At 68.5% G+C, this 26,488-nt stretch carries 28 protein-coding genes; 21 read left to right on the top strand and 7 right to left on the bottom strand.

What is annotated here, in order from left to right:
* Positions 1–35 precede the first annotated feature (35 nt).
* Positions 36–1,259 (top strand): response regulator, encoded by a 1,224-nt coding sequence (locus tag ACZ5LB_RS16990; protein ID WP_464603390.1) that lies wholly within the window; start codon positions 36–38, stop codon positions 1,257–1,259.
* A 5-nt stretch (positions 1,260–1,264) separates the two neighbouring features.
* On the opposite strand, the gene ACZ5LB_RS16985 is transcribed toward ACZ5LB_RS16990, so the two are convergent.
* On the bottom strand, positions 1,265–2,296 hold the full coding sequence (locus ACZ5LB_RS16985) for an Mrp/NBP35 family ATP-binding protein (protein ID WP_464603389.1): 1,032 nt from the start codon (positions 2,294–2,296) through the stop codon (positions 1,265–1,267).
* Positions 2,297–2,347: 51 nt separating this feature from the next.
* Entirely contained in the window at positions 2,348–4,483 is a 2,136-nt protein-coding gene (gene ppk1, locus ACZ5LB_RS16980; RefSeq protein ID WP_464603388.1) for a polyphosphate kinase 1, read from the bottom strand.
* A 188-nt stretch (positions 4,484–4,671) separates the two neighbouring features.
* On the opposite strand from ppk1, the gene ACZ5LB_RS16975 reads away from it, so the two are divergent.
* From ACZ5LB_RS16975 to ACZ5LB_RS16940, 8 genes are all read left to right on the top strand, one after another.
* The gene (locus ACZ5LB_RS16975) at positions 4,672–5,310 is read left to right on the top strand and encodes a 50S ribosomal protein L25 (RefSeq protein WP_464603387.1); all 639 of its coding nucleotides are present in this window, start codon (positions 4,672–4,674) and stop codon (positions 5,308–5,310) included.
* 1 nt (position 5,311) lies between these two features.
* Complete coding sequence (pth, locus tag ACZ5LB_RS16970) at positions 5,312–5,875, top strand: aminoacyl-tRNA hydrolase (protein WP_464603386.1); 564 nt, start codon at positions 5,312–5,314, stop codon at positions 5,873–5,875.
* 96 nt (positions 5,876–5,971) lie between these two features.
* Complete coding sequence (rpsF, locus tag ACZ5LB_RS16965) at positions 5,972–6,364, top strand: 30S ribosomal protein S6 (RefSeq protein ID WP_464603385.1); 393 nt, start codon at positions 5,972–5,974, stop codon at positions 6,362–6,364.
* Positions 6,361–6,624 (top strand): 30S ribosomal protein S18, encoded by a 264-nt coding sequence (gene rpsR / locus ACZ5LB_RS16960; RefSeq protein WP_243329043.1) that lies wholly within the window; start codon positions 6,361–6,363, stop codon positions 6,622–6,624. The genes rpsF and rpsR overlap by 4 nt, the downstream gene beginning before the upstream one ends.
* Positions 6,625–6,707: 83 nt before the next feature.
* Positions 6,708–7,229 (top strand): DUF6677 family protein, encoded by a 522-nt coding sequence (locus tag ACZ5LB_RS16955; protein ID WP_464603384.1) that lies wholly within the window; start codon positions 6,708–6,710, stop codon positions 7,227–7,229.
* Complete coding sequence (locus tag ACZ5LB_RS16950; RefSeq protein WP_464603383.1) at positions 7,226–8,416, top strand: MFS transporter; 1,191 nt, start codon at positions 7,226–7,228, stop codon at positions 8,414–8,416. Before ACZ5LB_RS16955 ends, ACZ5LB_RS16950 begins: the two co-directional genes overlap by 4 nt.
* A 30-nt stretch (positions 8,417–8,446) precedes the next feature.
* Positions 8,447–10,618, top strand: coding sequence for an LTA synthase family protein (locus ACZ5LB_RS16945; RefSeq protein WP_464603382.1), 2,172 nt, complete (start codon positions 8,447–8,449; stop codon positions 10,616–10,618).
* Between the two features lie 90 nt (positions 10,619–10,708).
* Positions 10,709–10,939 (top strand): hypothetical protein, encoded by a 231-nt coding sequence (locus tag ACZ5LB_RS16940; RefSeq protein WP_464603381.1) that lies wholly within the window; start codon positions 10,709–10,711, stop codon positions 10,937–10,939.
* A 6-nt stretch (positions 10,940–10,945) separates the two neighbouring features.
* On the opposite strand, the gene ACZ5LB_RS16935 is transcribed toward ACZ5LB_RS16940, so the two are convergent.
* Together ACZ5LB_RS16935 and ACZ5LB_RS16930 are read right to left on the bottom strand one after the other, a co-directional pair.
* Positions 10,946–11,482: a hypothetical protein gene (locus ACZ5LB_RS16935; RefSeq protein WP_464603380.1), complete on the bottom strand. Its 537-nt coding sequence runs from the start codon at positions 11,480–11,482 to the stop codon at positions 10,946–10,948.
* Positions 11,483–11,620: 138 nt separating this feature from the next.
* Positions 11,621–12,394, bottom strand: coding sequence for an SDR family NAD(P)-dependent oxidoreductase (locus tag ACZ5LB_RS16930; RefSeq protein ID WP_464603379.1), 774 nt, complete (start codon positions 12,392–12,394; stop codon positions 11,621–11,623).
* Between the two features lie 286 nt (positions 12,395–12,680).
* Here ACZ5LB_RS16930 and ACZ5LB_RS16925 point away from each other — a divergent pair, with 286 nt between their 5' ends.
* The 6 genes from ACZ5LB_RS16925 to ACZ5LB_RS16900 all read left to right on the top strand — a co-directional run bounded on the left by ACZ5LB_RS16925 (position 12,681) and on the right by ACZ5LB_RS16900 (position 17,074).
* Positions 12,681–12,884, top strand: coding sequence for a cold-shock protein (locus ACZ5LB_RS16925; protein ID WP_306598769.1), 204 nt, complete (start codon positions 12,681–12,683; stop codon positions 12,882–12,884).
* A gap of 218 nt (positions 12,885–13,102) precedes the next feature.
* Positions 13,103–13,306, top strand: coding sequence for a cold-shock protein (locus tag ACZ5LB_RS16920; protein WP_306598768.1), 204 nt, complete (start codon positions 13,103–13,105; stop codon positions 13,304–13,306).
* 131 nt (positions 13,307–13,437) lie between these two features.
* Positions 13,438–13,641, top strand: a complete 204-nt coding sequence (locus ACZ5LB_RS16915) for a cold-shock protein (protein ID WP_464603378.1) — start codon at positions 13,438–13,440, stop codon at positions 13,639–13,641.
* Between the two features lie 91 nt (positions 13,642–13,732).
* Positions 13,733–15,322 (top strand): HD-GYP domain-containing protein, encoded by a 1,590-nt coding sequence (locus tag ACZ5LB_RS16910; protein WP_464603377.1) that lies wholly within the window; start codon positions 13,733–13,735, stop codon positions 15,320–15,322.
* A gap of 67 nt (positions 15,323–15,389) precedes the next feature.
* Positions 15,390–15,950: a type II secretion system protein gene (locus ACZ5LB_RS16905; RefSeq protein WP_464603376.1), complete on the top strand. Its 561-nt coding sequence runs from the start codon at positions 15,390–15,392 to the stop codon at positions 15,948–15,950.
* A complete protein-coding gene (locus ACZ5LB_RS16900) occupies positions 15,947–17,074 on the top strand; it encodes a D-alanyl-D-alanine carboxypeptidase/D-alanyl-D-alanine-endopeptidase (RefSeq protein WP_464603375.1) in 1,128 nt (375 codons plus the stop codon). The genes ACZ5LB_RS16905 and ACZ5LB_RS16900 overlap by 4 nt, the downstream gene beginning before the upstream one ends.
* A 3-nt stretch (positions 17,075–17,077) precedes the next feature.
* Here ACZ5LB_RS16900 and ACZ5LB_RS16895 read toward each other — a convergent pair whose 3' ends face one another.
* Positions 17,078–19,435, bottom strand: coding sequence for a PAS domain S-box protein (locus ACZ5LB_RS16895; RefSeq protein ID WP_464603374.1), 2,358 nt, complete (start codon positions 19,433–19,435; stop codon positions 17,078–17,080).
* Between the two features lie 251 nt (positions 19,436–19,686).
* On the opposite strand from ACZ5LB_RS16895, the gene uppS reads away from it, so the two are divergent.
* The 4 genes from uppS to ACZ5LB_RS16875 are packed head-to-tail and all read left to right on the top strand — an operon-like array spanning position 19,687 to position 23,554.
* Entirely contained in the window at positions 19,687–20,343 is a 657-nt protein-coding gene (uppS, locus tag ACZ5LB_RS16890) for a polyprenyl diphosphate synthase (protein WP_464603373.1), read from the top strand.
* Between the two features lie 11 nt (positions 20,344–20,354).
* Positions 20,355–21,260 (top strand): phosphatidate cytidylyltransferase, encoded by a 906-nt coding sequence (locus ACZ5LB_RS16885; protein WP_464603372.1) that lies wholly within the window; start codon positions 20,355–20,357, stop codon positions 21,258–21,260.
* A gap of 3 nt (positions 21,261–21,263) precedes the next feature.
* Positions 21,264–22,433, top strand: a complete 1,170-nt coding sequence (dxr, locus tag ACZ5LB_RS16880) for a 1-deoxy-D-xylulose-5-phosphate reductoisomerase (protein ID WP_464603371.1) — start codon at positions 21,264–21,266, stop codon at positions 22,431–22,433.
* Positions 22,430–23,554, top strand: coding sequence for a M50 family metallopeptidase (locus tag ACZ5LB_RS16875; protein ID WP_464603370.1), 1,125 nt, complete (start codon positions 22,430–22,432; stop codon positions 23,552–23,554). The genes dxr and ACZ5LB_RS16875 overlap by 4 nt, the downstream gene beginning before the upstream one ends.
* Before the next feature lie 25 nt (positions 23,555–23,579).
* Here ACZ5LB_RS16875 and ACZ5LB_RS16870 read toward each other — a convergent pair whose 3' ends face one another.
* Positions 23,580–23,897: a putative signal transducing protein gene (locus tag ACZ5LB_RS16870; RefSeq protein WP_464603369.1), complete on the bottom strand. Its 318-nt coding sequence runs from the start codon at positions 23,895–23,897 to the stop codon at positions 23,580–23,582.
* Positions 23,894–24,349 carry an SsrA-binding protein SmpB gene (gene smpB, locus ACZ5LB_RS16865; protein WP_464603368.1) on the bottom strand — a complete coding sequence of 152 codons (456 nt, stop codon included), beginning with the start codon at positions 24,347–24,349 and terminating at the stop codon, positions 23,894–23,896. The genes ACZ5LB_RS16870 and smpB overlap by 4 nt, the downstream gene beginning before the upstream one ends.
* Before the next feature lie 45 nt (positions 24,350–24,394).
* Between smpB and ACZ5LB_RS16860 the strand changes: the two genes are divergently transcribed.
* Both ACZ5LB_RS16860 and ACZ5LB_RS16855 read left to right on the top strand, forming a co-directional pair.
* Entirely contained in the window at positions 24,395–25,042 is a 648-nt protein-coding gene (locus tag ACZ5LB_RS16860) for a DedA family protein (protein ID WP_464603367.1), read from the top strand.
* A gap of 10 nt (positions 25,043–25,052) precedes the next feature.
* Positions 25,053–26,468 carry a cyclic nucleotide-binding domain-containing protein gene (locus ACZ5LB_RS16855; protein ID WP_464603366.1) on the top strand — a complete coding sequence of 472 codons (1,416 nt, stop codon included), beginning with the start codon at positions 25,053–25,055 and terminating at the stop codon, positions 26,466–26,468.
* The last annotated feature ends 20 nt before the right edge of the window (positions 26,469–26,488 follow it).

Below are 26,488 nucleotides of genomic sequence, written 5' to 3'. Positions count from 1 at the left end.
AAGGCTTCCAGCACCGTCCACCCGGAGACGAAGGCATGGCCGAACGCAAGCGGATCCTCTTCGTGGAGGACGACCCCGCCCTCCTGGGCCGGCTCCGGGAGGCCATGGCGGACATGGCCCCGGTGTGGGCGATGGTCTTCGTGGACAGCGGCGAGGCCGCCCTGGAGGCCTTCGAACAGTCCCCCTTCCACGCGGTGGTGTCCGACCTCGGGATGCCTGGCATGAGCGGCGCCCAGCTCCTCCAGAAGGTCATGGTCCGCCACCCCGCCACCCTTCGTTTCGTCCTGTCCGGCTCCGACGACCGCGCGCTGGCCACGGGCGTCATGGACCTGGCCCACCAGGTGCTTGCCAAGCCCTGCGACCCCGCCTTCCTCAAGTCCGTCCTGCGCCGCAGCCTCCACCTGGGCTCCCAGGTGCACAGCGACCACGCCCGGGAGCTGGTGGCGCGCATCGGCCAGCTTCCCAGCGTCCCCGAGCTCTACCAGGAGATCACGCGCCTCCTGGGCTCGGAGCGGGCCACCCTGGAGGACCTGGGCGCGGCCATCGGCAGGGACATGGCCATGACCGCCATGGTCCTCAAGCTGTCCAATTCCGCCTTCTTCAGCCTTCGCCAGACGGTGTCCACCCCGGAGGAGGCCATCTCGATCCTGGGCATCGACCTCCTGCGCTCCCTGGTGCTGGCCCACGGCCTCTTCAGCCAGGCCGGAGGCTTCCGGTATCCCGCCTTCGGGCTCGCCCACCTGTGGCGCCACAGCGTCGCCGTGGCCTCGGCCGCCAAGCAGGTGGCGGAGGCGCAGGGGCTGGGCCGGTCCGCCTCCGCGGAACACTTCACCGCCGGGCTCCTCCACGACGTGGGCGTGCTGGTGCTGGCATCCCGGTTCCCGGAAGCCTATGCCCGGGTCCTGGACCTGGGGCGCAGCGGCGGATCGGACCTGGAGAGCGCCGAGTTCCACGTGCTGGGGGTCACCCACGGCGAGGCTGGGGCCTACCTCCTGGGCCTGTGGGGCCTCCCCCACGCCGTGGTCCAGGCCGCGGCCTGGCACCACCAGCCCGCCTTCCAGGACACCCCCGGCTTCACGCCCGCCCTGGGCGTCCACATCGCCGACAGCCTCCTGAGCCGCGACGCGGAGCACGAGATCTTCTCCACCGCGCGGCTGGACGGGGCCTACCTGACGCGCCTGGGGCTCCTGGACCGCGTGCCGGCCTGGGACAAGGCCATCGAGCCGGATCCGGCCGGCCTGCGCGACCTCATCACCTGATCCCGCTACCCCTGCTTCGCCAGGGTCCGGGCCATGGCCAGGAAGGCCTTGGTCTGGGGGCTGTCGGGGTGGCCCGCCACCAGGGGGACGCCGGAGTCCCCGCCCTCGCGGATGGCCAGGTCGATGGGGACCTCGCCCAGGAAGGGCAGCCCCAGGCGCACCGCCGCCGCCTTCACGCCGCCGTGGCCGAAGATCTGCGTCTCCACGTGGCAGGAGGGGCAGTGGAAGCTGGACATGTTCTCCACGACCCCCGTGATGGGCACCTTGACGGTCTGGAAGAGGCCGATGGCCTTGCGGGCGTCCAGGAAGGCCACGTCCTGGGGCGTGCTCACGATGACCGCGCCGTCCACCTTGGCGTTCTGGATCAGCGAGATCTGGGTGTCGCCGGTGCCGGGGGGCAGATCGATGAAGAGGAAGTCCAGGTCGCCCCACAGCACGTCGCCCAGGAACTGGGTGAGGGCCTTGTTGAGCATGGGGCCGCGCCAGATGACGGGGCGGTCCTCGTCGATGAGGAAGGCGATGGACATGAGCTTGAGGCCGAACTTCTCCACGGGGATGATCTTGCCTTCGGGGGTGGCCTCGGGGCCCTCCTTGATGCCGAACATCATGCCCATGCTCGGGCCGTGGATGTCGGCGTCCAGGAGCCCCACCTTGTGGCCCAGGGTGGCCATGGCCACGGCCAGGTTGGAGGCGACGGTGCTCTTGCCCACCCCGCCCTTGCCGGAGGCGATCACGTAGCACTTCTTCACGGTGGGCAGCAGGTTCTTGAATTCGGCCTGGGGGGTGCGCTCCCACTCGATGGAGATGGTCACCTTCTCCACCCCCTCGATGGCGCCCACGGCTCCGCCCAGCGCCTCGCGCACCACCTGCTCCCGGTCCTGGTAGGCGTCCAGGAGCTGCAGGCGCAGGATCACCTCGGCATCCTCCACGTCGATGGCCTTGACGGCCTTCAGGGCCACCAGGTTGGCGTTGGCCCCGGGGATCTGGTAGGCATTCAGGACATCATAGATGGCGGCGCGACTGATTCTCGTTCCCATGGCGGTCTCCAGCCTTATAGACTGCCATGAAGGCCGCTCCAGGCCCAGCATTCAGATGTCGGTGTCCCTCAGGTCCGGCAGCTTCTGGGTGAGCGCCTTGACGCCGCTGGTCAGCAGGCCGTGCTCGTAGCTGCGGTACTGGCTCCGGAGCGGCGGCCAGGAGGGGTCCAGCCCCCGGCGGGCCACGCTGCCGTCCTGGGCGAGGACCCGGCCCTTGACGGTGTCGTGCAGCTGGAGCTCCAGCATCTCGACCACCTGGGCGGCCACGAGGGGGTCCACCAGGGGGAAGGCCACCTCCACCCGGTTGTCCAGGTTGCGCTGCATCAGGTCCCCCGAGGCCAGGAGGGTCTCCGGGTTCCCGTCGTTGTGGAAGTGGTAGACCCGGGCGTGCTCCAGGAACCGGTCGATGATGGAGACCGCCCGGATGTTCTCGGAAAGGCCGGGCACCCCGGGCCGCAGGCAGCAGGTTCCGCGCACCAGGAGGTCGATCTGCACCCCGTCCTGGCTGGCCTCGTAGAGGCGCTGGATCATGGGCGGATCCACCAGCGCGTTCATCTTCAGCACCATGCGCGCGGGGCGGCCGGCGCGGGCGTGGTCCCGCTCCCGGTCGATGCGGGCGTAGAGGGCGTTGCGGAAATACTGGGGGGCCATGATGAGCTTGTGCAGCGCGGGCGGGCGCGTGTAGCCCGTGAGCACGTTGAAGAGGTTGGAGAGGTCCTCCCCGAACTCCCTGCGCGCCGTGAAGATCCCGATGTCGCTGTACAGGCGCGACGTGCGCTCGTTGTAGTTCCCCGTGGACAGGTGGCAGTAGCGGCGGATGCCCTCGGGCTCCTGGCGGATCACGAGACAGGCCTTGCCGTGGGTCTTGTAGGCGATCATCCCGTAGACCACGTGGACCCCGGCCTTCTCCAGGCGCCTGGCCCAGGCGATGTTGCCCTCCTCGTCGAAGCGGGCCCGCAGCTCCACGATGGCCGCCACCTGCTTGCCCCGCTCCGCGGCGCGCTCCAGGGCGGCGGCGATGGGGCTGGTGGTGCTGATGCGGTAGAGGGTCATCTTGATGGCCAGCACCTTGGGATCGTCGGCGGCCTCCCGGACGAAACGCACCACGCTGTCGTCGAAGCTCTGGTAGGGGTGCATGAGGAGGATGTCGTGCCTGCCGATGGCGTCGAAGACGCTGGGGGCCGTCTCCAGCGGCGGCACCGGCAGGGGCGGCATGGGCGCGTCCTTGAGGTGGGGCAGGTCCAGCTGCGCGTAGAGCTGCGTCAGGTCGGAGAAGGCCGCGAAGCCCGCGCTGGGATAGAGGTCCTCGGGGCTCAGCTCCAGCTCCTCGATGAGCATCTCCAGGAGGGTGGGGCTCAGGGCCTCCTCGTACTGCAGGCGCACCACGGCCCCGCGCCGGCGGCTGCGCAGGTGCTCCTCCACGGTCTTCATGAGGTCCTCGCTGGGATCCTCCTCCACCGGAAGGTCGGAATCCCGGGTCACCCGGAGGGCGTGGCAGTTGCGGATGGCGTAGCCGTGGAAGATCTGCGCGATGTGCATGCGCACCACGTCCTCCAGCATGATGAACGCGTGGGTCCCGGGGGCCGAGGGCACCCGCAGGAAGCGCGCGGAAACCGGCGTGGGGATGGGGATGATCGCCAGCTCCGACACCGGGAAGGCCTCGTCCTCCTGGTAGGCCTCCGCCTCCAGCTCGGCCATGAGCACCAGGGCGCGGTTGCCCAGCCGGGGGAAGGGATGGCCGGTGTCCACGGCCAGCGGCGTGATCAGCGGCAGCAGGTTGTTCTCGAAGTAGTCCTGGGCGAAGCGGCGCTGTCCGGGGTCCAGTTCCCCGGCCTGGAGGATGAAGATGCCCTCGCTGACCATCCGGGGCTTGATGACGTACTGGAAGAGCTCGTGCTGGCGGTGGGCCAGGTCGTGGATGCGCCGGGAGACCTCCTCCAGCATCTGCCGGGGGGTGCGCCCATCGGCCCCGGGCTGGGTGATGCCCGCGTCGATCTGCCGCCAGATGCCCGCCACTCGGACCATGAAAAATTCGTCCCAGTTGCTGGAGGTGATCGCCAAGAACTTCACTCTTTCCAGGAGGGGAACCGTCGGGTCCTCGGCCTCTTCCAGGACTCTTTCATTGAAGGCCAACCAGCTCAACTCCCGGTTGAGGATGTTTTCCGGTCGGGGCGCATGGCGGCTCATGGGTCAAATTATGCCCGGTATCCCATCCGGCGGCTTGTAAATTCCACGGAACGGAAGGGGCCTTCCGGCACTTGGGGCTGGCCCCGGGGGTCGATCCGGGGTAACCTGATCTTTCGTCTTAATCCGGGGTCCCGCGGGTCCCCGCCATCCCAACGAGAGGGCCTTCGAACGGCCAGGTAGGAGGAACCATGACCCAGGAAATCATTCAAGTCGCGCTCCGTGAGAGCATCGGCAAGTCCGCCAGCAAGGGCCTGCGCAAGCAGGGCATGATCCCCGCGGTCATCTACGGCCTCAACGAGCCCCCCGTGGCCATCGCCATCAGCCCCAAGACCGTGGCCCGCATCATCGCCAGCGAGACCGGCATGAACTCCCTCATCCACCTCCAGCGCGAGGGCACGGAGATCAAGCGCCACGTCATCATCAAGGACGTGCAGCGCGACCCCGTCACCCGCCGCCTGGTCCACGTGGACCTCATGCGCGTCGACCCCGACCACAAGGTCCGCGTGAAGGTCCGCATCGTCCTCAAGGGCACCCCCGTGGGCGTCAAGGAAGGCGGCCTGCTGGACTTCACCCACCGCGAGATCGAGGTGGAGTGCCTGCCCAGCTTCATCCCCGCGCACATCGACGTGAACGTCGACCACCTCAAGGTGGGCGACGCCCTGCGCCTGGACCAGCTGAACCTGGATTCCCACCTCACCGTCCACGGCGACGCGCACAACGTGATCTGCTGCGTGGTCGGCAAGAAGGCCGAGGATGAGGCCGAGCCCGAGGCCGCCGCTGCCGCTCCCGCCGCTCCCGCCGCCCCCGCCGCCAAGGCCAAGAAGTAGGGTGTTCGTCCTCGTCCCCTTGGGCAACCCCGGGGAGGCCTACACGGCCACCCGGCACAACCTGGGACGCCTCATGCTCCAGCGCTGGATGGAAGCGCACTGCCCGCACCCCGCGGTCGTGCACACCTTCGGCACTGGAGCATTGTATCGTCTGGGCCACCCCTTCCTGGCCCTGGTGCCCGGCACCTACATGAACCTGAGCGGCCAGGCCTGCGCGGAGGCCGCCAAGGCCGGCTTCGAGCCCGCGCGCATGGTCCTCCTGCACGACGACAAGGACCTGCCCCTGGGCGAGGGCCGCTACCGCCTCACCGGCAGCGACGGCGGCCACAACGGCCTGAAATCGGTCTTCAGCCACCTGGGCACCCAGGACATCCCGCGCCTGCGCCTGGGCATCGGCCCCTTCCCGCGCCCCCTGGTGGACTTCGTCCTGGGGGAATGGACCGACGAGGAATGGGAGGTCATCGACCGCATGGACGAACCCTTCGCGGCGTTCATGAAGCTGCTTGCGGAAGCCGAGGACGCCGGGGCCCTGGCCGGACGCGCGGGATTCAACGTTTCAGCTTGAAAAACATGCCCTTTCCTGGGATGCTGATCCTTCGCGTCCCCACCGGGGGACCTCCTTGCTCCGGATCCGTCCGGGGCTTCACATCCACGAGGAGGAATGATGCGTCGCTATGAGACCATCTTCATCGCCTCCCCTACGTTGACTGACGAACAGGCTGAAGAGCTTGTGAAGCACTTCGAGGGGATCATTGCCGAGCAGGGTGGCGAGCTGCTCAAGACCGAAAAGTGGGGCCGCAAGAAGCTGGCCTACGAAGTGCAGAAGTTCAGCGAGGGCTACTACACCCTGTTCGACATGAACGCGGGTCCCACCCTCATCGCCGAGCTCGAGCGGCGCTTCCGCAACCACGATTCCGTTATCAAGTATCTGTCGGTCCGCATGGACGAGCAGACCAAGGCCGCGGAGCGCCAGAAGGTGCGCTACGAGCGCGAAGGCCGCCGCAAGGCCCAGGCCGGTATCAAGGAACGCACCCTTGAAGAGGTGATGGGATGAAGCGTCGCACGGACGGAAAAGGCAAGCCCAAGAAGAAGAAGGTATTTGGCGGTCGGCGCAGCAAGTTCTGCAAGTTCTGCGTCGAGAAGTCCACCTTCATCGATTACAAGGACGTGAAGACCCTCGGCGGCTTCACCCCCGAGCGCGGCAAGGTCCTGCCCCGCCGCACCAGCGGCGTGTGCGCCCTCCACCAGCGCATGCTGGTCGAGGCCATCAAGCGGGCCCGCAACATCGCCCTGCTGCCCTTCGCCACGGACTAGAGAAGTTCAAGCAAGGCTCCGGGAGCCCCCGGGCGGATCCTTCCGCCCTGGGGCTCCTGGCCGTTTTCCGCTAGAATGGCCGGATGAGCGAAACCAAGCCCTTGCCCAAGCTGCCGGCTCCCCTGCGGGGCGCCAAAGCCTTCAACGCCTGCTGGAAGCCGGTGCTCCTCAACTGGCTCGTGCCGGGCCTGGGCTACTGGCTCATCGGCGAGAAGGGGCGGGCCAAGGCGCTCTTCTCCGTCTCCGTCGTCTTCCTCTTCCTGGGCTTCCTGCAGCTGCAGTACGGCGCGGTGGACGGCATCAAGGGCGGCATCTACGTGCCGCAGCTGGTTCCCCTCCAGTGGATGCCGACGCTGGGCGCCGCGGCCACGGCCGGGGCGGGCCCCGTCTACGCCGTCTTCGGGTTCCTCTTCGGCGGCGTGGGCACCGAACCCGTGCGCAACCTGGTGCAGGAGTACGGCGCCTCGTACGTCATGGTCACCGGCCTGCTGAACTGGCTGGCCTGCTTCGACATCTTCGACCGCACCACGGGGCGCTGGGTGTGGCGCCTCCCCCAGGACGAGCAGGATGCCCTGGCCGGGAAGGACGCACCGGACGCCAAGTGACGTCCAGCCTCTTCACCCGCCACTTCATCCTGGTCTCCGCGATCACGTTCATCACGTTCTTCGCCGCGTTCCAGCTCTTTCCCACCGTGCCGCTGCGCCTCCTGGAACTGGGCGCGACCATCGCGGAATCCGGCCGCTTCATGACCGCCTTCACCGCGGGTTCCGCCCTGGGGGCGCTGTTCACCGGCCCCTTCGGGGACCGCGTGGGGCAGCGGCGCATGGTGGTGTCCTGCGCCGCCGGGTTCGGGCTGTTCCTGGGCGCCTACGGGCTGCTGCACGTGCGGTGGGCTTTCTACGTCCTGGCCTTTCCCCACGGGGTGGTGTGGTCGGGGCTGCTCACGGCCACCATGGCCACCCTGGGGCACGTGCTGCCCGCGGACCGCAGGGCCGACGGCATGTCGCTCTACGGGCTGGCCAGCCCCGGCGGGGTGATCTTCGGCCCCGTGGTGGGACTGGCGGTCTACGCGCGGCTGGGCTTTCCCGCCATGACGGCCATCCTGGCCGTCCTCTTCGGGGTGCTGGGCGTGCTGTCCCTCAGCCTGCCCCCGGACCGGACGAACCTCGAGCGCCGGCCGGCCTTCTCCTGGCCGGACCGGACCCTCCTGGCGCCCTGCCTGGTCTTTTTCGCCACGGCCCTGGGCTACGGCGCCCTGGGCACCTACACGGCCCAGGAGGCCATCAAGCAGGGCTTCCCCCCCCTGTTCGGCGTGCTCCCCACGGACGCGGCCTTCCTGTCGTGCATGGCCATCGGGATGGTCCTGATGCGCATCTTCATGACCCGCGCGGGATTCGGCGTGAGGCCCACGCGCCTGCTGCCCGGCATGCTCCTGGCCGCGGGGGCGGGGCTCGCCCTTCTCGCCCTGATGCCCGGCGGGGCCAGCCGGCACGCCCTGTCCGCCCTCCTCTACGGCGGCGGCTACAGCATGGTCCACACCCTCCTCAACGCCCACGTCCTGGAGGTCACCCACCCCGACCGCCGGGGCGCGGCCTTCGGCACCACCCTCTTCTCCTTCGATTCGGGCATCGGCATCGGCTCGCTGCTCATCGGCGGCGTCATCGGCTGGGGCTGCCGGCACCTGGGGGCCCACGGCTACCGCCTGGGATGGGCCGTGGCGGCCCTCTTCGCCCTCGCGGCCCTGCCGCTTTCACGGCGCCTGTTGCGCGAATCCGCCGACCTGGCGGGTTAGAACCTCCTGACTTCCTGAGGAAGGCCGTCCATGCCCCGAACCAAGCTCCGGCTCCTGGCCGTCCTCCTCGTGCTGCTGGCGGCCCTGTTCGGACTCCTGCGCCTGGCCTTCCTGCTGCGCTTCGGGGGCGCGGAAGGCTTCTCCCCGCACGCGCTCTACATCGGCCTGAAGTTCGACGCGCGCCTGGCGGCGATCCTCCTGCTGCCGGTCCTGCTGCTCCTCAAGGGCGGCGACCCCGGGCGCCCGGCCCGCCCCACCCTGGGGGCCCTGACCCTGGCCGCGGCGCTGTGCGTCTACGCGGGCCTGATCCTGGTGGCCATGGTCGACACCGTGGAGGCCCGGAGGTGGCTCTACGGGTTCCTGGTCCTCGCGGGGCTCCACCACGGCTTATGCCGCGGCTACGGCTTCGGCGCGAAGTCCGCGCGGCGCATCTGGGGCGCCTACGCCCTGGCCGCCCTGTTCCTCGTGCTCATGGCCTACGTGGTCGACTTCGTGGCGTACGCCTACATTCACACGCGGCTCAACGGCACCCTGGTGATGTTCCTGGAGAACGCGGGCACCAGCCTCCAGATGGTCTGGCAGAGCTATCCCGTGGTCCGCATCGCCCTGGCCCTTTGCGCCTTCATGGCGCTGGCGGCCTGGGGCCTGCGGACCCTTTCGCGCCGGCTGGACCTGGCGGCCCCCGTCCCCCGCGGCCGCAAGGCCCTCCATGCCCTGGCCGGCCTGGGTCTCCTGGCGCTCATGTGGGGCCGCTGGTCGGCGTATCCGCTGCGCTGGGCCGAAGCCTTCGAGATCCCAGGCACCTTCCAGGCCCACCTGGCCCTCAACCCCGTGCTCTTCTTCCTGGAGACGAGGCGGGACATGGACGGGGGCTACGACCTGGAGAAGGTGCGGGAGACCGCGCCCGCCATGGCGGCGTACTTCGGCATCCCCCCCGCCGTGGACGCCGCGGGCCTGCCCACCCTGCGCCGCGAAGGCGTCCCGCGGCCCCTGATCGACCCGGCCCTCCGCCCCAACGTCGTCTTCATCCAGCTGGAGAGCTTCGCCTCCTTCAAGACCGGTATCCAGGGCAATCCCCTGGATCCCACCCCTTACTTCGACCGGCTCTGCCGCGATGGCATCTTCTTCGACCGGTTCTACGTGGCCATGGAGAACACCAGCCGCAGCATGTTCGCCACGCTCTTCGGGGTGCCCGACGTGAGCGCGGTGGAGAACGCCACGCGCAATCCGCTCCTCCTCGACCAGGGCACCGTCCTCTCCCACCTGGACGCCTACTCCAAGACCTTCTTCCTGGGCGGCAGCGCCAACTGGGCGCAGATCCGCGGCGTGCTCAAGAAGAACTTCCCGGGGCTCAGGATCCGCGAGGAAGGCTCGTTCCGCAGCCCCGTGGTGGACGTGTGGGGCATCAGCGACGCCGACCTCCTGCGGGAGGCCGGGGAGCACCTGGGGACCCAGCCCGCGCCCTTCTGGAGCTACATCCAGACCTCGGGAAACCATCCGCCCTTCACCATTCCCAAGCACCTCAAGGACTTCCGCAAGGCCGCGCTGGACCCCACGAGCCTGGCCCGGGGCGGCTTCACCGGCAACGACGAGTTCAACGCCGTGCGCCTCATGGACCACAGCCTGGAGACGTTCTTCGAGGCGGCGCGCCGGGAGCCCTGGTTCGCCAACACCGTCTTCGTCCTGTGGGGCGACCACGGCCTGCCCCGGGGCACCGAGGACCCGCGCTTCGACGACGCCTTCCGCAACGACGTGGACACGCGCTTCGGCGACCTCAAGCTGGCCATCCACAACGTGCCCCTGCTCATCTACGCCCCCGGCCTCCTCAAGCCGCGGCGCGTGCACGCCGTGGCCACGCAGATGGACCTGCTTCCCACCCTCTCCAGCCTCATGGGCATCCCCTGGCGCACCGCCACCCTGGGCAAGGACGCGCTCGATCCGGAATTCCAGGAGCGCTCCGCGGCGTTCACCTTCACCACCTTCCGCAGGCCGCCCCGCATCGGGCTCCTGCAGGGCGACTGGTACCTCACCGTGGACCCCGGGGGCCGCGCCCAGCTGTTCCGCACGGACACCCGGGACCCGCGGGACCATGCGGCCGCGGAGCCCGCGCGGGTCGAGCGCATGCGCACCCTGGCCGAAGGCTTCCACCAGTGGTCGAAGTTCCTCCTGTCCCACAACAAACCCCTGGAGAACAGGCCCTGAGGCCCCGGCAATTCATTGCATTCCAGGCCGATCGGCGCGAAAATAAACAGAAAGAGGTTTGACATGGATGGAATCCGACCTGGCGCCTGCATGACCTGGAAACCCACGGGAGGAGGCCTTTCGGCGCTGGTGACCGTCGTCGCCCTGGACCTGGACCGGGACCGCGTCCAGGTGCATGTGCGGAAGGCCTCCACCGGCACCTGCGCGGCGCACTGGGTGGACATGGCAGCCCTGTCGGAAGCGGGGGCGGACGCGCATCCCTGCGCCTGCGTGGAAAAGCCCCACGAGCCCCACGAGCCCAACGAGAACCACGCCGCCTAGGCGAACTTATTTGCTGACCTGGAAGGCATCCCAGCTGGCGTAGATCCAGTCCACGATCCGGGGCATCCAGGCGTCGAAGTCGTGGGTGCCCTTGGGGTCAAGGGTCAGGGGGATGGAGTCGGGCAGCAGCTGCAGGTTCTGGGAGGGCGGCACCAGGGTGTCCTCCTGCCCGTGGAGCACGCGCCATTCGGGGCGGGAGGCCGCGCGCTGGATGGCGTCGGGGGTCAGCTGCGACCAGGGGGCGCACACCGAGAGGCGCAGGGGGGACGGCGCGAAGGCCGACAGGAGGCCGCCGAAGCTGAAGCCCACGGTCAGGTGGGGCACCCGCGTGCCCAGGAATGCGTTCATCTCATCCCAGGCCTGCACGAAGACGCGGTCCATGGGCTTGCCCTCGGGGGGCAGGTGAACGGCCTGGAGGGTGGGGCGGAGGAAGACGGCCTGCTCCCATCCCCCCTCCTGAAGGCGTTCTTCAAGGAGCTTGACGGTCCCAAGACCGCTTCCTCCCAGGCCATGGAGAAGGAGTATGGAGGAAGGTGCCGGCATAGACGTTCATCATGCCACAGTCCCGGGGCAGGTAGCCAGCTTTGCCCCGCCAGGCCTCGCGGCCCATGGCGGCTGCTTGTCAAAAAAAGTGAAAAGGGAGCCGCTCGGCTCCCTTTTTGCCCAGGCCTCCCTTCGGAATCAGGCGCGGCGGTGGACCTTGGTGCCGTTGTGGCTGGCCTGGTCGCGGCACTTGACGATGATCTGGTCGATGTTCACGTGGTCCGGGAGCGCCAGGGACCAGCGGATGCACTCGGCCACGTCGTTGGCGTCCAGCGGCTCCACGCCCTTGTAGACCTCGTCGGCCTTGCCGGCGTCGCGCAGGCGCACCAGGGAGAACTCGGTCACCGCCATGCCGGGGTCCACTTCCGTGATGCGGATGGGCTCCCCGCAGAGCTCCAGGCGAAGGGTGCGGGTGAGGGCCTTGAGGGCGTGCTTGGAGGCGCAGTAGGCGCCGCCGCCCTCGTAGACCCAGTGGCCGGCGGTGGAGCCGATGGTGAAGTAGTGGCCCCAGCCGCTCTTTCGCACATGGGGGAGGGTCGCCTTGAGGGTGCGGATGACGCCTTCCACGTTGGTGTGGAGCATGGCCTGCCAGTCCTCCTCGAGGACGGAGTCCATGCGGTCCGTGCCCCGGGCCAGGCCGGCATTGGCCACCACCACGTGCATCCCGCCCAGGGCCTCGGCGGCCCCGGCCACGAAACGCTCCACGCTGGCGGTTTCCCGGGTGTCCAGGGCGCCGGAGAAGGTCCGGACGCCATGCTTGGCGGCCAACTCCTCGGCCAGGGCGCGCACCTTCTCCACGCGCCGGGCGCCCAGGGCCAGGTGGCAGCCCTGGGCCGCGAGCAGGCGCGCGGTGGCCTCTCCGAATCCGGAGGAGGCGCCGGTGATGAGGGCGATGGGATGGTCAGGACGCATGGGGGATCTCCGGGTCTGCAGGGGTAGGAATTCAGGATATCCCCGCCGGACAGCAATTTGGGAGGGTCTGCCCGGGGGGCCGGGGCGGGCTCGAAAAAAAACTTTAAATTCCCGTGGATTCTTCGGGAACTTTTCAGATTCCTATATTATTCTCATGGCCGAATCTATTTCTCATCTCCCAACCAGACCCCCCGTTTCCGAACGGGCCTGTTCTGGTGCCATGACGCCTCACCTGGGAGGCGCCTGGCGATACCCCTCCCCAGGATCATTTTTCTAGGAAGTTGCAATGGCTCAGGGCACCGTCAAGTGGTTCAACGCTGAAAAGGGCTTCGGCTTCATCACCCCCGATGAGGGTGGCGCCGATCTGTTCGTCCACCACACCGCCATCCAGGACCGGGGTTTCCGCACCCTCCAGGAGAACCAGCGCGTGAGCTTCGATGTCGCACAGGGCCAGAAGGGACCCCAGGCCACCAACGTCGTCAAGCTGTAGGATGTGCGGCCCCCTCCCCGGGGGCCGTTCCATGTACGTTTCCCGCCACCGTTGAACCGGGTTTCACGCTGGGGTATCATCCCAGGGGTGATCCGCTCTCCGGGCGGGCCATTTCATGTATCCCCGGGAGTTCCGCTCCCCCTGGCGCCTTGGCCTGGCAAGGACCCTGAACTGAAAACCCCAGGCGAGAAGGGGCAGGCCCCCGCAGGAAAGACACCATGTCCGAAGGCACCGTCAAGTGGTTCAACGCTGAAAAGGGTTTCGGCTTCATCACCCCCGATGGGGGTGGCGCCGATCTGTTCGTCCACCATTCCGCGATCCAGGATCGCGGCTTCCGCACCCTCACCGAGAACCAGCGGGTGAGCTTCGAGGTTGCCCAGGGCCAGAAGGGCCCCCAGGCCACCAACGTCGTCAAGCTGTAGAAGGAACCGGAACAACGGGAGGGCGGCTGTGACGGCCGCCCTCTTTTTTTGGCATGAAAGTAACCTTGTTGATTCCGGCAAATCCCGCCGGTAGTCTTTGCCCAGCGGAAAACCCGCCGGGGAAGGCGAACATGTCGTCTGGCATCGTCAAGAGCTTCAGCGCGCAGAAGGGTTTCGGTTTCATCACGCCTGACGAGGGAGGGCCGGACATCTTCGTCCACCACACGTCAGTGCAGGCGGGCGGGTTCAGGACCCTCGACGTCAACGCGCGCGTCCAGTTCGAGATCGCCCAGGGCGCCCGCGGCCCCCAGGCCATCATGGTGAGCAGGGCCTAGGAAGGCCCTTATGGACGCGGCCACCCCCAGCGCGTAGGATACCGGATAACGAATCCAATGGCCTCCGGCCCAGAACCCACGGTCCGCATCCATGCTGCCAAGCCAACGCAGTCTCAGCGATCCGCTCATCCAGCGGCTCTCCCAACTGATCTACCGGTGCCTGGAGGATCTGGGCAGCACGAAGGCGGCGCTCTACCTGAAGGATCCTGACACCGGAGCCTTCGAGCGGGTCTGCCATTACGGCTGGCCCCGCACCCTGCCGCCCCCGGCGCGCATCGCCCCCCAGGACCCGGTGCTGGTCCTCATGGCCCGGGAGCGCCGGAGCCTGGTGGTGAACGATCCCACGAACTACCCGGAGCTCAAGCCCTTCGGCCAGGGCGCGGCCAACGTGCCGAGGTTCCACCTTTCCCCCATCTACGACCGGGGCGAATGGACAGCCCTGCTCCTCCAGCGGGACCCCTCCAAGGGCGGAACCTACGCCCCCGGGCGGCAGGACGCCGCCGCGCAGGCCATCTGCGAGGAGATCGTCCTGGCCCTCAACGCCTTTCCCATCGCCTCCATCCAGCCCCTGCCGGAGGCCACCCCGGTGGAGGAGGCGCCCGCCCTGCGCGTGCCCGCGCCCCCTTCCGCGGCCATGGTCCAGGTGGAAATGCCGGAGGCCGCGGCGCTCCCCCAGGAGGAGGCCGAGGCCGCCATCCCCGAGCAGCAGACCTTCTTCTGGGAAGCCGCCAGCCTGCTCTGCCTGATGGTCCCCGCCGAAGCCGTGGCCCTGCGCCTGCGCGACGCCGCGGAGGCGAGGCCCCTGCTCATCTACAGCCGCATGCCGCTTTCCGGGGACCTGACCCGGCAGGTGGTCCGCCATGCCCTGGGCCAGGCGCCCCCCGCGGGGGAAACGGAACTTCCCCGGGTGACCCGGTGCGAATGGACGGACCGGGAGCCCCTCACCGGCCACTTCGCCACCCTGCTGCCGGTGCTGCTGGAAGAGGAGGGCGGAGAGAACCTCCTCATGCTGTTCCGCCAGGAGGACCGTCCCTTTTCCATGCACGAGCAGGAACTGGTGCGCCAGGTGTCCCGGATGCTGGGGTTCTACCTGCAGGAGGCGGACCTCCACGAGCGCTACCACCAGGCCTTCCTGTCCGTAAGCCACCGCATCCTCGCCTCCGCCGAAGGCCGGATACCCTCCCTGAAGACCCACAGCATCAACACCGCCGAGCTTTCCAGGGACCTGGCCCGGAAGGTGGACCTGCCCACCTCCGCGGTGGAGGCGGTGAGCATTTCGGCCATCCTCCACGACGTGGGCACCCTCCTCCTGGACTACCGGGTGCTGGACAAGCCCCGGCTCACGGCCGAGGAACTGGAGAAGGTGCGCCAGCATCCCCTCCTGGCCTCCACGTTCCTGAAGGACCTCTACTTCCCGTTTGATGTTCTGCACATCATCCGGCACCACCACGAGCACTGGGACGGGGGCGGGTATCCGGACGGGCTGAAGGGCGACGCCATCCCCATGGGCAGCCGCATCATCCACCTGGTGGAGGCCTACGAGATGATGATTTCCGAAACCCCCTACCGGCCCGCCAAGACCCCGGCCCAGGCGGAGGCGGAACTGGAACGGCTGGCGGGAATCCAGTTCGATCCGCAGCTGGTGGCCCATTTCATACAGATCCTCAAGATGCGCCGGTGACGCCCGCCTTCGGAGTCCGACGGGCGCCTTGGCGGATCCTGAGTTAAGCTGGGGGCCGGAGGTCCGGATGGCTCGCACAACCACCAGGGAACGGGGGTTCATCCTGGCCATGCTGCTTGCGATCATCGTGGCCATGGGGATCCTCCTCACCGCCGCCCTGCCCTCCATCAAGACCGAGGTCCAGCGGGACCAGGAGGCCGAACTCATCTTCCGGGGCGAGGCCATGGCCGCGGGCATCCGCGCCTACCGCGCCAAGACCGGCGGGTACCCGCTCAGCCTCGAGGACCTGGGCAAGATGCGGCCCCCGGTGGTGCGCCGGATCTACAAGGACCCCATGAGCCAGGAAGGGGACTGGGACCTCATCACCGCGGTGCAGCCCGGGGCCTCCGGGGACACCACGGGCCTGCCCATCGTCGGGGTGAAGACGAAGGTGCAGGAAAACAGCTTCCGGGTCTACAACGGCAAGACCCTCACCAGCGACTGGGCCTTCTCGGCGGCCGGGAACCTCCTCGGGGTGCCCGGAGCCCAGGGGGCCGCCGCCATCCTGGGCGCCGCGACGGACGAAACGAAGAAGACCACCGCCCAGGGTGGCACCGGGTCGGCCACGCCGGGAACCACCCCGAAATGATCCGGACCCTCATCGCCTTCCTCGTCCTGGCCCTGCCCGCCGCGGCGGACCTTCCGGCCTGGGGCCGCCGCCTGGAGGCGCGCTCCGTGCGGGCCTCGGCCGGCATCTGGGACCTGCAGACCGGAAAGCTCCTGGAGGGCTACGAGACCGACCGCGCCCTGGTGCCGGCCTCCACCACCAAGGTCCTCTCCACCTATGCCCTGCTCAAGACCTGGAAGCCGGACTACGAGATCGAGACGGAGGTGTGGGGGGAGCTGCGCGGCTCCACGGTGACCGGGGACCTCGTCTTCAAGGGGGCCGGGGACCCGCTCCTCACCTCCGAGCGCATCTGGCTGCTGGCCGAGGAACTCAAGGCCCGGGGCGTCACGGCCGTGAAGGGCCGGGTGCGGCTGGACCAGTCGGCCTTCGACGACCAGCATTTCGGCAACGGCTGGGAGAACACCTCGGCCAACACCACCCCGCCGGTCCTGCCCCTTTCGGTGAACCACAACCGGGACCGGGGGCGCCTGGTCTCCGAACCCGAACGGTACGCCGTGGACACCCTCACGCGGATCCTGCGCCAGGACGGCATCGCCGTGGAGGGCGCGGCGGTGGAGGCCGGGGAGCCCCGCAAGCTCCTGGGCTTCCGTTCCCCGCCCCTGCGGGAACTGGTGGGCGACATCAACAAGTTCTCGAACAACTTCATGATCGAGATGCTGGTCAAGCGCTTTGGCGGCGGCACCTGGCCCCAGGGCATCCGGCAGATCCAGACCTTCTATTCGACCATGCTGGGCCTGGGCCCGGACAAGGTGGCCATCACCGACGGCTCGGGGCTGAGCAAGGAGAACCGCCTCTCCGCGCGCACCTTGGCCATCGTCCTGCGGGCGGCGTGGCACGACTTCGAGGTGGGCCCCGAGATGGTGGGTTCCCTCAAGATCATCGGGGGCGAGCCCTTCCGCCTCCACATCAAGGACCCCGCCCTGGCCCGCAGGATCCGGGTCAAGACCGGGCACCTCAACGGCGTGTGGAGCGCCTGCGGCTACCTGCAGACCCGGGACGGCAAGGGCCACGTCTTCGCCATCATCCTCAACGGCGAGTGTTCGGAATCGGACGTCTGGGACCAGATCCGGGCCTGGGCCGACTGAGGCTCAGGCGTTGGAGGCCCGCAGGTCCAGGATGGCCTGCCGGAGCTTCTTCAGGTCGAAGGGCTTGCCCAGGTGCGGGAGGCGGGCCCGCTCCAGGAAGGCCCGGGTCTCGGGCTCGAAGGAGTCGCCGGTGGTGAACAGGACCCGGCTGGCCATGGCGGGCTGGTGCTCCTGGATCCACTCGTAGAGCTGGATGCCGCTGAGGCCCGGCATGCGGATATCGGAAACCACCAGGTCGTAGGCGCCGCCCTGGAGCTTCTGGATGGCCTCGGCGGCCAGGGAGCAGGGCGTGACCTCGCAACCCCAGGACCCGATGGCGTCCACGAGGCATTCCAGGAGGAACTGCTCGTCGTCCACCACGAGGATGCGGACCCCTTCGAGGTTCGCGGGCGCTGACGGGGACGGTGCTTGGGCCATGGGCAACTCCACCAGATATGCGTTCCCGAGTCCTTCCTGGCTGCGGACGGTGACCTTCCCGCCGTGGGCCTTGGCCACCGAGGCGACCACGCACATGCCCAGGGAGTCCACGTCGGTGGCCTGATCGATTTCGAAGATGCCGCGCGACTCGGCCTCGGAAAGCGCGGGCCCGGTGTCCTGCGCCACCAGCTGCTGGCCCGCGGCGGTCTGCCGGGTACCCACGCGCAGGCGCCTGGCGGCGGACCTGGCCGAGGCCCGGATCCCCGCCCGCAGCAGGCAAAGGACGGCCTCCCGGACCATCGCCACGTCCAGGGACGTGGGCTCGAGGACCGGGTCGAGGGAGAGTTCCAGGGAGACGCCCGCGGCGGCGGCTTCGCCTTCCACGCGCCGGGCGCATTCCTGCACCAGGTCGTTGAGGCTGGCGGCCTCCATGCGGGGGGAGGAGGGCGAGAACAGCATGAAGAGCGGCTTCAGGAGCAGCTGCGCGTGGTCCACCCCGGCCAGGGCCTTGGTCAGGCGCGGCGCCAGGGCGGGATCGGCCCCCTCCAGGAGCAGGTCCCGCTGGAGGACCATCGGGCTGAGGCGGTTGGCCACCTCGTTGAGCATCGGCGGCAGGATGCGGGCCAGGGCGGAGGCGCCCTGGGCCTGGGTGAGGCGGGCCTCCAGGGCCTGGCGCTCCCCTTCGTCCCGGATCAGCGCGGAGTAGGCCAGGACCCGGTCGTCGCTGCCGCGGATGGGGGCGTAGGTGATCCGGGCCGGAAACTCCGTGCCGTCCTTGCGCAGGCGCACCGTGGGCATGTCGCGGATGAGCTGGCCCTTGGCCACCTGGGCGATGGCCTGTTCCAGCTCGCCGGCCCGGGAGGCCGGCGCCAGCTGCTGCAGGGTGCGGCCGACGATTTCCGCCCGGGCGTACCCGAAGATCCGCTCGGCGGCCGAATTCCACGTGAGGATCCGCCCATCGGCGCTGAAGGAGACGATGGCCTCCCCGACGCTCTGGATCAGGCCTTCCAGGTACCTTCGGGTCTTGAGGTTGTCCTGGTTGGCGCGCTCGAGCTGGCCGTAGATCTGGCGCAGCTCCTCGTTCTTCTTTTCCAGGGAGTCCTTGACGGTGCGCAGCTCGGAGTAGAGCCGGGCGGTCTCCATGTTGGAGGTGATGGCGTCTTCCAGGAGATCCTGGGCGTCGGCCACCTTGCCCGGGGCCAGATCCGTGATGGAGACGCCGCTGTGGCGGAGCACGGTGGATTCCTGGGGGGGCGCCACCGGCTCGGCGGCCTTCGGGAGCTCGCGCATGCTGGACTTGATGTTGGAATCGATGAGATTGAGCATCTCGTCGAAGTCCTTGATCTTCTTGTCGAGGTGGTATTTCCGGAAGGTGGTGCCCACCGTCTCCCGGGCGATGGCCAGGAAGGTGTCCAGCACCCCTTCCCCGCGGCTGGCCACGGACTCGAAGTAGGGCACGGACCTGAAGTTCAGGCGCCGGTTCATGACCCCCACGGGCATGGCGTCGTCCAGGTCCCGCTTGTTGTACTGGAGGACGAAGGGTATCTGCTTGATGTTGAGCCGGTTGGCGTTGAGGTTGTGGTAGAGGTTGGAGAGCGAGTCGACGTTCTCCTGCATCTTGGCTTCGCTGGAATCGGCCACGAAGACCACCCCGTCCGAGCCGCCCAGCACCACCCGCCGGCTGGCGTCGTACTGCACCTGCCCGGGCACCGTGTAGATCTGGAGGTGGATGGCGTTCCCGTAGATGTAGCCCAGGTTGATGGGCAGCAGGTCGAAGAAGAGCGTCCGGTCCTCCTGGGTGTTCACGGAGAACATCTCGCCCCGGTTGGACTCGGAGCACATGGCGTGGAGCGCCTGCAGGTTGGTCGTCTTGCCGGAAAGCCCCGGCCCGTAATAGACCAGCTTCAGCAGGATCTCATTGGCTCGCGTGTTGAATTGGACCATCAGGGGGTTCCCGATTCTAAGGAATGAATTAGATTACCGTATCCCTGCAATTCCGACCTAACTACCGCAGCGAAATTGTCTCACGCGGGAGGAAGGCCCGGGACCGCCCATGCTAGAATCCGCGTTATCCGTCCACCCCGTCCCGCCCCGGGACGCCCTTGTGCCAACCGCCTGGAGATGACTGGCTTGAAGAACCACACACCTGTTGCCGGGATGGGCTTGTGAGCGTACCTCGCCACGTCGCATTAATAATGGACGGCAACGGCCGCTGGGCCGCACAGCGCGGCTGGCCACGCATCAAGGGCCACAAGGAAGGTGTGCGGGCGGTCCAGGACATCCTGGACGCCGCGTCCGACGCGGGCATCGGCCACCTCACCCTCTACGCCTTCTCCACGGAGAACTGGAAGCGCCCCGCCCAGGAAGTGGCCGTCCTGATGGCCCTGCTGCGCATGTATCTGCGGATGTTCCTTCCCAAGCTGAGGAAGCGGGGCATCCGCTTCCACCACCTGGGGGCCCCGGAAGGGCTTCCGGAGGGGATCCTCAAGGACCTGCGGACCCTGGAGGAACAAACGGCCGCACACACCGGGATGGTCTTCCACCTGGCCGTGAACTACGGCTCCCGGCTCGAACTGGCCACGGCGGCCCGGAAGTGCATCGAAGACGGCGTTCCGGCCGCGGACCTGGACGAGGCCGCCCTGGCGAGCCGTCTCTGGACCGCCGGTGCCCCGGACGTGGACCTGCTCATCCGCACCTCCGGTGAACTTCGCATTTCCAACTTCCTGCTCTGGCAGGCGGCCTACGCCGAGTTCTACATGACCGAGTGCCTCTGGCCCGACTTCCGGGGCCCCCAGCTCCGGGAAGCCCTCGAAGCCTATTCCCAGCGCGAGCGCCGCTTCGGCGGAATCTGAGCGGAGTCCCCATGACCCCTGCCCCTCCCCCCAAGCGCACCGGCATCGACAAGGGCAACCTCGCCGTGCGGGTGGGCACCGCCCTGGTGTTCGCGGTCTTCTTCTTCACCCTGCTCTACCTGGGTGCCCAGGCCTGGGCCAAGGCCGTCTTCCTGGGCCTCCTGGCCGGGGCGCTGCTCATGGCCCAGCACGAATTCACCCTCATGGGACGGAAGATGGGCTTCAATCCCTCCTTCCTGGCCGGGACGCTGGCGGGCTGGGCCTTCCTGCTCCACTTCTACCTGCTGGGCCGGGACGCCACGGACCCCCTGCCCCTGTGGCTGGTGCTCACGGGCTCGGCCCTGGTCATCCACTTCGGCGCCCTGTTCTTCGACCGGGACCTGGAAAAGGCCCTCCCCAGCCAGGCCATCACCTGGATGGGGGCCATCTACCTGGGCCTGGGCACCGGCTTCATGATGCGGCTGTTCATGTTCGAGGACCCGGCCCAATCCAACGCCGGCGGGCGCCTGGTGCTGGCCCTGTTCCTCATCACCTGGCTCGGGGACACCTGCGCGTACTTCGTGGGCAGCCTCCTGGGCCGGCACAAGCTGGCGCCCCGGGTGAGCCCCAAGAAGACCTGGGAAGGCGTGGGGGGCAACCTCGCGGGCAACGTCCTGGCGTCCTTCCTCATCAAGGCCTTCTTCTGCACCCACTGGTCGGCGGTGGACGCCCTGGCCATCGGCCTCCTGCTGGGCCTGGCCGGCCTCATGGGCGACCTGGTGGAGAGCATGTGGAAGCGCAGCGCGGGAGCCAAGGATTCCAACATGGGGGGGATCTCCATCCCCGGCCACGGCGGCATGCTGGACCGCCTGGACAGCCTGGCCTTCGCCGCCCCGGTGTTCTATGCCTACATCCACTTCGTCCACGGACTGAACTGATCCATGCGCAAGATCGCCCTCCTGGGATCCACCGGCTCCATCGGCACCTCCACCCTGGACGTGGTGACGGCGCACCCGCACCGCCTGGAGGTCACCGCCCTGGCCGCTGGGCGCAACCGGGACCTTCTCCTGGCCCAGTGCGAGCGCTTCAGGCCCCGGCTGGTGTCCATCGCCGGGCCCGAGGACGCCCAGTGGCTGGCCGGCCAGCTCTCCTACCGGCCCGACATCCTCCACGGAATGGACGGCCTCCGGGCCTGCGCCCTGGAATCCGGGGCCGACACGGTCCTGGCGGCCGTGGTGGGGGCCACGGGCCTGGCCAGCGCCGAGGCCGCCCTGCGGGCCGGCCTGCGGGTCTGCGTGGCCAACAAGGAAAGCCTCGTGGTGGGCGGCGCCCTCATGCGCCAGGCCCTGGAGGCGGGCGGCGGCGAGCTGCTCCCCGTGGATTCCGAGCACGCGGCCCTGCACCAGCTCCTGGCCGGCCACGCCCCCGGCGACGTGCGCGAGGTGCGCATCACCGCCAGCGGCGGCCCCTTCCGGGACTGGGATCCCGGCGCCGTGCGGGCCGCCACCATCCAGCAGGCCCTCAACCACCCCACCTGGAAGATGGGACCCAAGATCACCATCGATTCCGCCACCCTGATGAACAAGGGCCTGGAGGTAATCGAGGCGGCCTTCCTCTTCGGCCTCGGCGCCGACCGGATCTCCGTGACCATCCACCCCCAGAGCCAGGTCCACGCCATGGTGGGGTTCCATGACGGCACCTACCAGCTGCAGGTGTGCGCCAACGACATGAAGCTGCCCATCCAGTACGCCCTGCTGTATCCCGATCGCCTGCCCGGCCCGGTGCGGCCGTACGACTGGGACGCCGCCCGCACCTGGACCTTCGAGCCCCCGGACCTCGCCAAATTCCCCTGCCTCGCCCTGGCCTACCAGGCCCTGGCGGCCGGGGGCACCGCGCCGGCCATCCTCAATGCCGCCAATGAGGAAGCTGTGGCCGCCTTCCTGGACGGCAGGATCGGCTTCTGGTCCATCCAGGCCTGCTGCGGGGCCATCCTCTCCGCCATCCCGGCCGAACAGGCCCATACTTTGGATCAGGTGATGGATACCGACCGCCGGTCCCGGGCCGCCGCCCGCACCTGGATAGCTCAACACACCCGTCAAGGAAACCCATGAAGCGATTGATCACCACGGTTCCTGCCCTCATCCTGGTCTCCTTCATCCCCGGCGCCGGCTTCTGGGGACCGGTGGTGCTCCTGGTGGGCCTCATCTTCTTCCATGAACTGGGCCACTTCCTCGTCGCCAAGTGGATGGGCCTGCCGGTGGAGGTGTTCTCCCTGGGCTTCGGACCCCGGCTGGCGGGGTTCGCCTGGAAGGAAACGGACGTCCGGTTGTCCCTTCTTCCCCTGGGCGGCTACGTTCGCCTGGCCGGCTACAACCCCGAGGAACCCGAGGCCGAGGACCCCCACGGCTTCCTGGCCCAGCCCGCCTGGAAGCGCCTGGCCTTCTATTCCGGCGGCATCCTCGCCAACATCCTCATCACCGTCGTGATCTTCTTCTTCCTGGGCGTCAACAACGCCCGCACCACGGCCATTCGCCCGCTTCCCTCCCCCCTCATGGTGGTGGACGTGGCCTCCGGGATGCCCGGCGCCGAAGGCGGCCTGAGGACCGGGGACCAGATCACCCGCTTCGGGGACCTGCAGTTCCCCGGCAGCAGCAACGAGGAGGCCATCGCCTACATCCGGGCCCGCCCGGGCAAGGCCATTCCCGTGACCGTGGACCGGGAGGGCATCAGCCGCACGCTCACGCTGACCCCCAAGGACGTGGGCGGCACGGGCAAGATCGGCGTGGGCTTCGAACCGTCCAACTGGATCTTCGACCGGCGCCCCCTGCAGGTCCGGGACCTGGGTTCGGGCGCCGCGTTCGCGGTGGTGGGCAGCGCCCGCCTCGGCTGGGACATCCTGGAGAGCTTCGGCAAGCTCGCCACCCGCAAGGTCAGCTTCAAGGAGGTGGGCGGACCCATCACCATCGTCCGTGCGGGCAGCCGTGCGGCGAAGGCCGGCCTCATGCAGTTCATGGGCCTCATCGCCCTGATCTCCATGAACCTGGCCGTCCTCAACGCCCTGCCCATCCCCTTCCTGGACGGCGGCCACGCGGCGCTGCTGATCTTCGAGAAGATCCGGGGCAAGGACCTGTCGAACCTGGTGAAGGAACGGATCCTCACCGGCGGGTTCCTCTTCTTCGTCTGCCTGTTCGCCCTCATCATCTTCCAGGACATCTGGAAGCTCAGGCACTGAGCCGCCGGGCGCTGCGCGTTCCGGATCAGGGCCGGGCGGCCTGGCACTTCCAGCAGGACTGGAACTGCGGTTCCAGGGTCTCTCCGCAGGCGCAGACCCACGGTTCGCCCGCCGGTGCGTCCCGCAGGGACGCCACGAAGGCCGCCACCAGCTGCTTCGCCCGCTCCGCCTCCCCGTCGTCCAGGACCCACACCCGGGGCAGCGTGCCGCGGATGTTGATGAGTTCCCCCACCACGGCCTGGTAGGCCCCGCCGCGCACATCCGCGAGGATGCCCTGGTCCTCCAGGTAGGTGGCCACCATGTTGGCTTCCCGAAGATTTAATGCTTCATGAACATCAATCATTCACGATCCCCTTTGCGAACCCGGTCCATTTCCCGCTTCTGTTCCCGTTCCTTCAGGGCCTCCCGCTTGTCGCCCAGGGTCTTGCCTTCCGCCAGGGCGATGCGCACCTTGATGCGGCCCCTGGGGTTGAGGTAGATGGCCAGCGGGATCACCGTGTAGCCCTTGCGGGTGGCCTTGGCGACGATCTTGTCGATCTCGGCGCGGTTCAGCAGGAGCTTTCGGGGCCGCAGGGGGTCATGGTTGGCGTAGGTGCCAAATTCATAGGGACTTATGTTGGCCTGCTTGAGCCAGAGCTCGCCCCCGGCGGTGTCCACGTAGGCGTCCTGCAGCTGGCCGTGGCCGCCGCGCAGGGCCTTCACTTCCGTGCCCAGCAGGGCCACGCCGGCCTCCCAGGTGTCGACGATGTGGAAGGTGTGCAGGGCCTTTCGGTTGCGGACAAGGTCTTCAGTCATGTTTCCAGTCTATCCAGGTTAGGCTAGAGGGTTCAGGAGACCCCTTTGCTTCATAAAATCCTCGCCCCGATCATCGTCTGGATGACCACCGTGATGGCAGCCATGGGCCCCATGGGCGTCTCCCTCCTCATGGGCATCGAGAGCGCCTGCATCCCCCTTCCCAGTGAAGTGATCATGCCCTTCGCCGGGTTCCTCGCCTTCAAGGGGCAGATGACCTTCCTGGGGCTGGGGGCGGGCAGCCCCATGACCCAGGTGTGGATCGCCGGGGTCTTCGGCGCCCTGGGGTGCAACCTCGGCTCCATCCCCGCCTACGAGCTGGGGGCCTGGGGCGGCCGCAGGGCGGTGGAGAAGTACGGCAAGTACATCCTCCTGAACCTGGACCACCTGGACCAGGCCCACCGGTTCTTCGAACGTTTCGGGCACTGGGCCATCCTCATCGGCCGCATGCTTCCGGTGGTGCGCACCTTCATCGCCCTGCCCGCCGGTATCGCCAAGATGGACCGCACGAAGTTCCACGTGTACACCTTCGCCGGCAGCCTGCCCTGGTGCCTGGGCCTGGCCTGGGTGGGCTACAAGCTGGGCGAGAAGTGGGACACCCTGGGCGTCTGGTTCCACCGCCTGGACCTGGTCATCGGCCTGGTCATCCTGGCGGGGATCGCCTGGTTCCTTTGGAGCCACCTCCGGAAGCGGTAGGATCAGGGGCATGTTCCGAGACCTCCGCAGGGCCGTGAGTTCCACCCGCCGGATCGCCGCCTTCGGCCTGCTGCTCCTGGCCCTGGGCCTGGGCGCCTACGTGCTGGGCACCCAGCATGCGCATCCCCGGTTCATCCAGGCGGCGGGCACCCTGTTCTGGATCGTGGGCGCCTACCTGGGGATCCGCATCTTCACCTACGTCCTCCTGGACCCCCTGCTGAGCAACCGGGAGACCGCCGTGCCCGGGTTCGCCCGGGACCTGGTGGTCTTCGCGCTGTACGTGGGCGCCGGGGTGCTGCTGCTGCACAAGGCGGGCGGGGTGAACCTGGGCGCCATCCTGGGCACCGGCGCCATCGCGGCGGCCGTGGTGGGCCTCTCGCTCCAGGAGACCCTGGGCAACCTCTTCGCGGGCATCTCCCTGAACCTGGACGAGGCCTTCCGGCCCGGCGACTGGATCGAGGTCACCGGCAACCTGCGCAACGCCGCGGGGCAGGAGACGTTCGTCGGGCAGGTGGAGACCATGACCTGGCGGTCCGTTCAGATCATTACGGAGAACGGCGACACCACCGTGTTCCCCAACCGCGTCCTGGCCCAGGCGGTGGTCACCAACCTCTACGCCCCCTCCGGCCTCCACCGGCGCACCCTGAAGGTGACGGTGGAGCCCCACGGGCCCATGGTGGCCACGCTGGCCGCCCTGGAGCAGGCCCTGGGCGGCATCCCCCACTACCCGCACCGCAAGCCCGAGGTGGTCACCCACAGCTTCGACATGGGCGGGGTGGTGCTGGAACTGCGCTGGTGGGCCCTGGGCTGGCGCCACGGGCGGGCCGCCACCTACCAGGCGGTGCGCCTGTGCCAGACGGTGCTGAACCGCCTGGGCGTGCCCCTCCTGGGACCCCACGGCGCCACCACCCCCCGCTCCACCCCCATCGTCCTTCCCGAGGGGGCCATCCCCGGGATCCTGGAACGCATCGGGCTTCCGGAGGAATGGGCCGACGAACTCCGGGAAGGCATGATCCTGCGCCGGGCCGCCCCGGGCGAAGGGGTGATCCGGGCCGGCGACCTGGGCGAATCCCTGTTCATGGTCATGCAGGGCGACCTCCAGGTGGTGCGGGTGGCCGAACGGACCGAACCCTACACCGGCCTCTACTGGGAGGTGCTGGCCGACCTCAAGCCCGGGGACTGGTTCGGGGAAGGCTCCCTCCTCACCGGCGCGGTGCGCAGCGCCACGGTGGTCGCCACCACCCCCTGCGAGCTGGTGGAGCTGCCCAAGGCCGCCTTCGAGACCTGCGTCCAGCGCAATCCCCAGGTGGTGGAGCGCCTGGTGGATCTCATGGAATCCCGGTCCAGGCGCATGAACGAGGCCCCCAAGGCCGATTCCCGGCGCGATGAATGGCTCGCCCAGATCAAGAACTGGTTCCGGCTGTGACATCGGCCTTCCAGCTGGCA

The sequence above is a fragment of the Mesoterricola sp. MK458 genome, assembly GCF_055384935.1.
Note: the sequence above shows the minus strand (reverse complement) of the source record. Positions and strands in the feature narration are given on the sequence as shown.

Excerpts from the sequence above, each read along its gene's own strand:
- ACZ5LB_RS16895 (WP_464603374.1), bottom strand. The coding sequence starts at position 19,435 with ATGGTCCAATTCAACACGCGAGCCAATGAGATCCTGCTGAAGCTGGTC.
- ACZ5LB_RS16985 (WP_464603389.1), bottom strand. The coding sequence starts at position 2,296 with ATGGGAACGAGAATCAGTCGCGCCGCCATCTATGATGTCCTGAATGCC.
- ACZ5LB_RS16870 (WP_464603369.1), bottom strand. The coding sequence starts at position 23,897 with ATGATTGATGTTCATGAAGCATTAAATCTTCGGGAAGCCAACATGGTG.
- ACZ5LB_RS16900 (WP_464603375.1), top strand. The coding sequence starts at position 15,947 with ATGATCCGGACCCTCATCGCCTTCCTCGTCCTGGCCCTGCCCGCCGCG.
- ACZ5LB_RS16875 (WP_464603370.1), top strand. The coding sequence starts at position 22,430 with ATGAAGCGATTGATCACCACGGTTCCTGCCCTCATCCTGGTCTCCTTC.
- ACZ5LB_RS16935 (WP_464603380.1), bottom strand. The coding sequence starts at position 11,482 with ATGCCGGCACCTTCCTCCATACTCCTTCTCCATGGCCTGGGAGGAAGC.
- ACZ5LB_RS16930 (WP_464603379.1), bottom strand. The coding sequence starts at position 12,394 with ATGCGTCCTGACCATCCCATCGCCCTCATCACCGGCGCCTCCTCCGGA.
- ACZ5LB_RS16920 (WP_306598768.1), top strand. The coding sequence starts at position 13,103 with ATGTCCGAAGGCACCGTCAAGTGGTTCAACGCTGAAAAGGGTTTCGGC.
- smpB (WP_464603368.1), bottom strand. The coding sequence starts at position 24,349 with ATGACTGAAGACCTTGTCCGCAACCGAAAGGCCCTGCACACCTTCCAC.
- rpsF (WP_464603385.1), top strand. The coding sequence starts at position 5,972 with ATGATGCGTCGCTATGAGACCATCTTCATCGCCTCCCCTACGTTGACT.
- ACZ5LB_RS16940 (WP_464603381.1), top strand. The coding sequence starts at position 10,709 with ATGACCTGGAAACCCACGGGAGGAGGCCTTTCGGCGCTGGTGACCGTC.
- uppS (WP_464603373.1), top strand. The coding sequence starts at position 19,687 with ATGGACGGCAACGGCCGCTGGGCCGCACAGCGCGGCTGGCCACGCATC.
- ACZ5LB_RS16915 (WP_464603378.1), top strand. The coding sequence starts at position 13,438 with ATGTCGTCTGGCATCGTCAAGAGCTTCAGCGCGCAGAAGGGTTTCGGT.
- ACZ5LB_RS16855 (WP_464603366.1), top strand. The coding sequence starts at position 25,053 with ATGTTCCGAGACCTCCGCAGGGCCGTGAGTTCCACCCGCCGGATCGCC.
- ACZ5LB_RS16885 (WP_464603372.1), top strand. The coding sequence starts at position 20,355 with ATGACCCCTGCCCCTCCCCCCAAGCGCACCGGCATCGACAAGGGCAAC.
- ACZ5LB_RS16925 (WP_306598769.1), top strand. The coding sequence starts at position 12,681 with ATGGCTCAGGGCACCGTCAAGTGGTTCAACGCTGAAAAGGGCTTCGGC.
- ACZ5LB_RS16910 (WP_464603377.1), top strand. The coding sequence starts at position 13,733 with ATGCTGCCAAGCCAACGCAGTCTCAGCGATCCGCTCATCCAGCGGCTC.
- ppk1 (WP_464603388.1), bottom strand. The coding sequence starts at position 4,483 with ATGAGCCGCCATGCGCCCCGACCGGAAAACATCCTCAACCGGGAGTTG.
- ACZ5LB_RS16975 (WP_464603387.1), top strand. The coding sequence starts at position 4,672 with ATGACCCAGGAAATCATTCAAGTCGCGCTCCGTGAGAGCATCGGCAAG.
- ACZ5LB_RS16945 (WP_464603382.1), top strand. The coding sequence starts at position 8,447 with ATGCCCCGAACCAAGCTCCGGCTCCTGGCCGTCCTCCTCGTGCTGCTG.
- rpsR (WP_243329043.1), top strand. The coding sequence starts at position 6,361 with ATGAAGCGTCGCACGGACGGAAAAGGCAAGCCCAAGAAGAAGAAGGTA.
- ACZ5LB_RS16990 (WP_464603390.1), top strand. The coding sequence starts at position 36 with ATGGCCGAACGCAAGCGGATCCTCTTCGTGGAGGACGACCCCGCCCTC.
- dxr (WP_464603371.1), top strand. The coding sequence starts at position 21,264 with ATGCGCAAGATCGCCCTCCTGGGATCCACCGGCTCCATCGGCACCTCC.
- ACZ5LB_RS16905 (WP_464603376.1), top strand. The coding sequence starts at position 15,390 with ATGGCTCGCACAACCACCAGGGAACGGGGGTTCATCCTGGCCATGCTG.
- ACZ5LB_RS16955 (WP_464603384.1), top strand. The coding sequence starts at position 6,708 with ATGAGCGAAACCAAGCCCTTGCCCAAGCTGCCGGCTCCCCTGCGGGGC.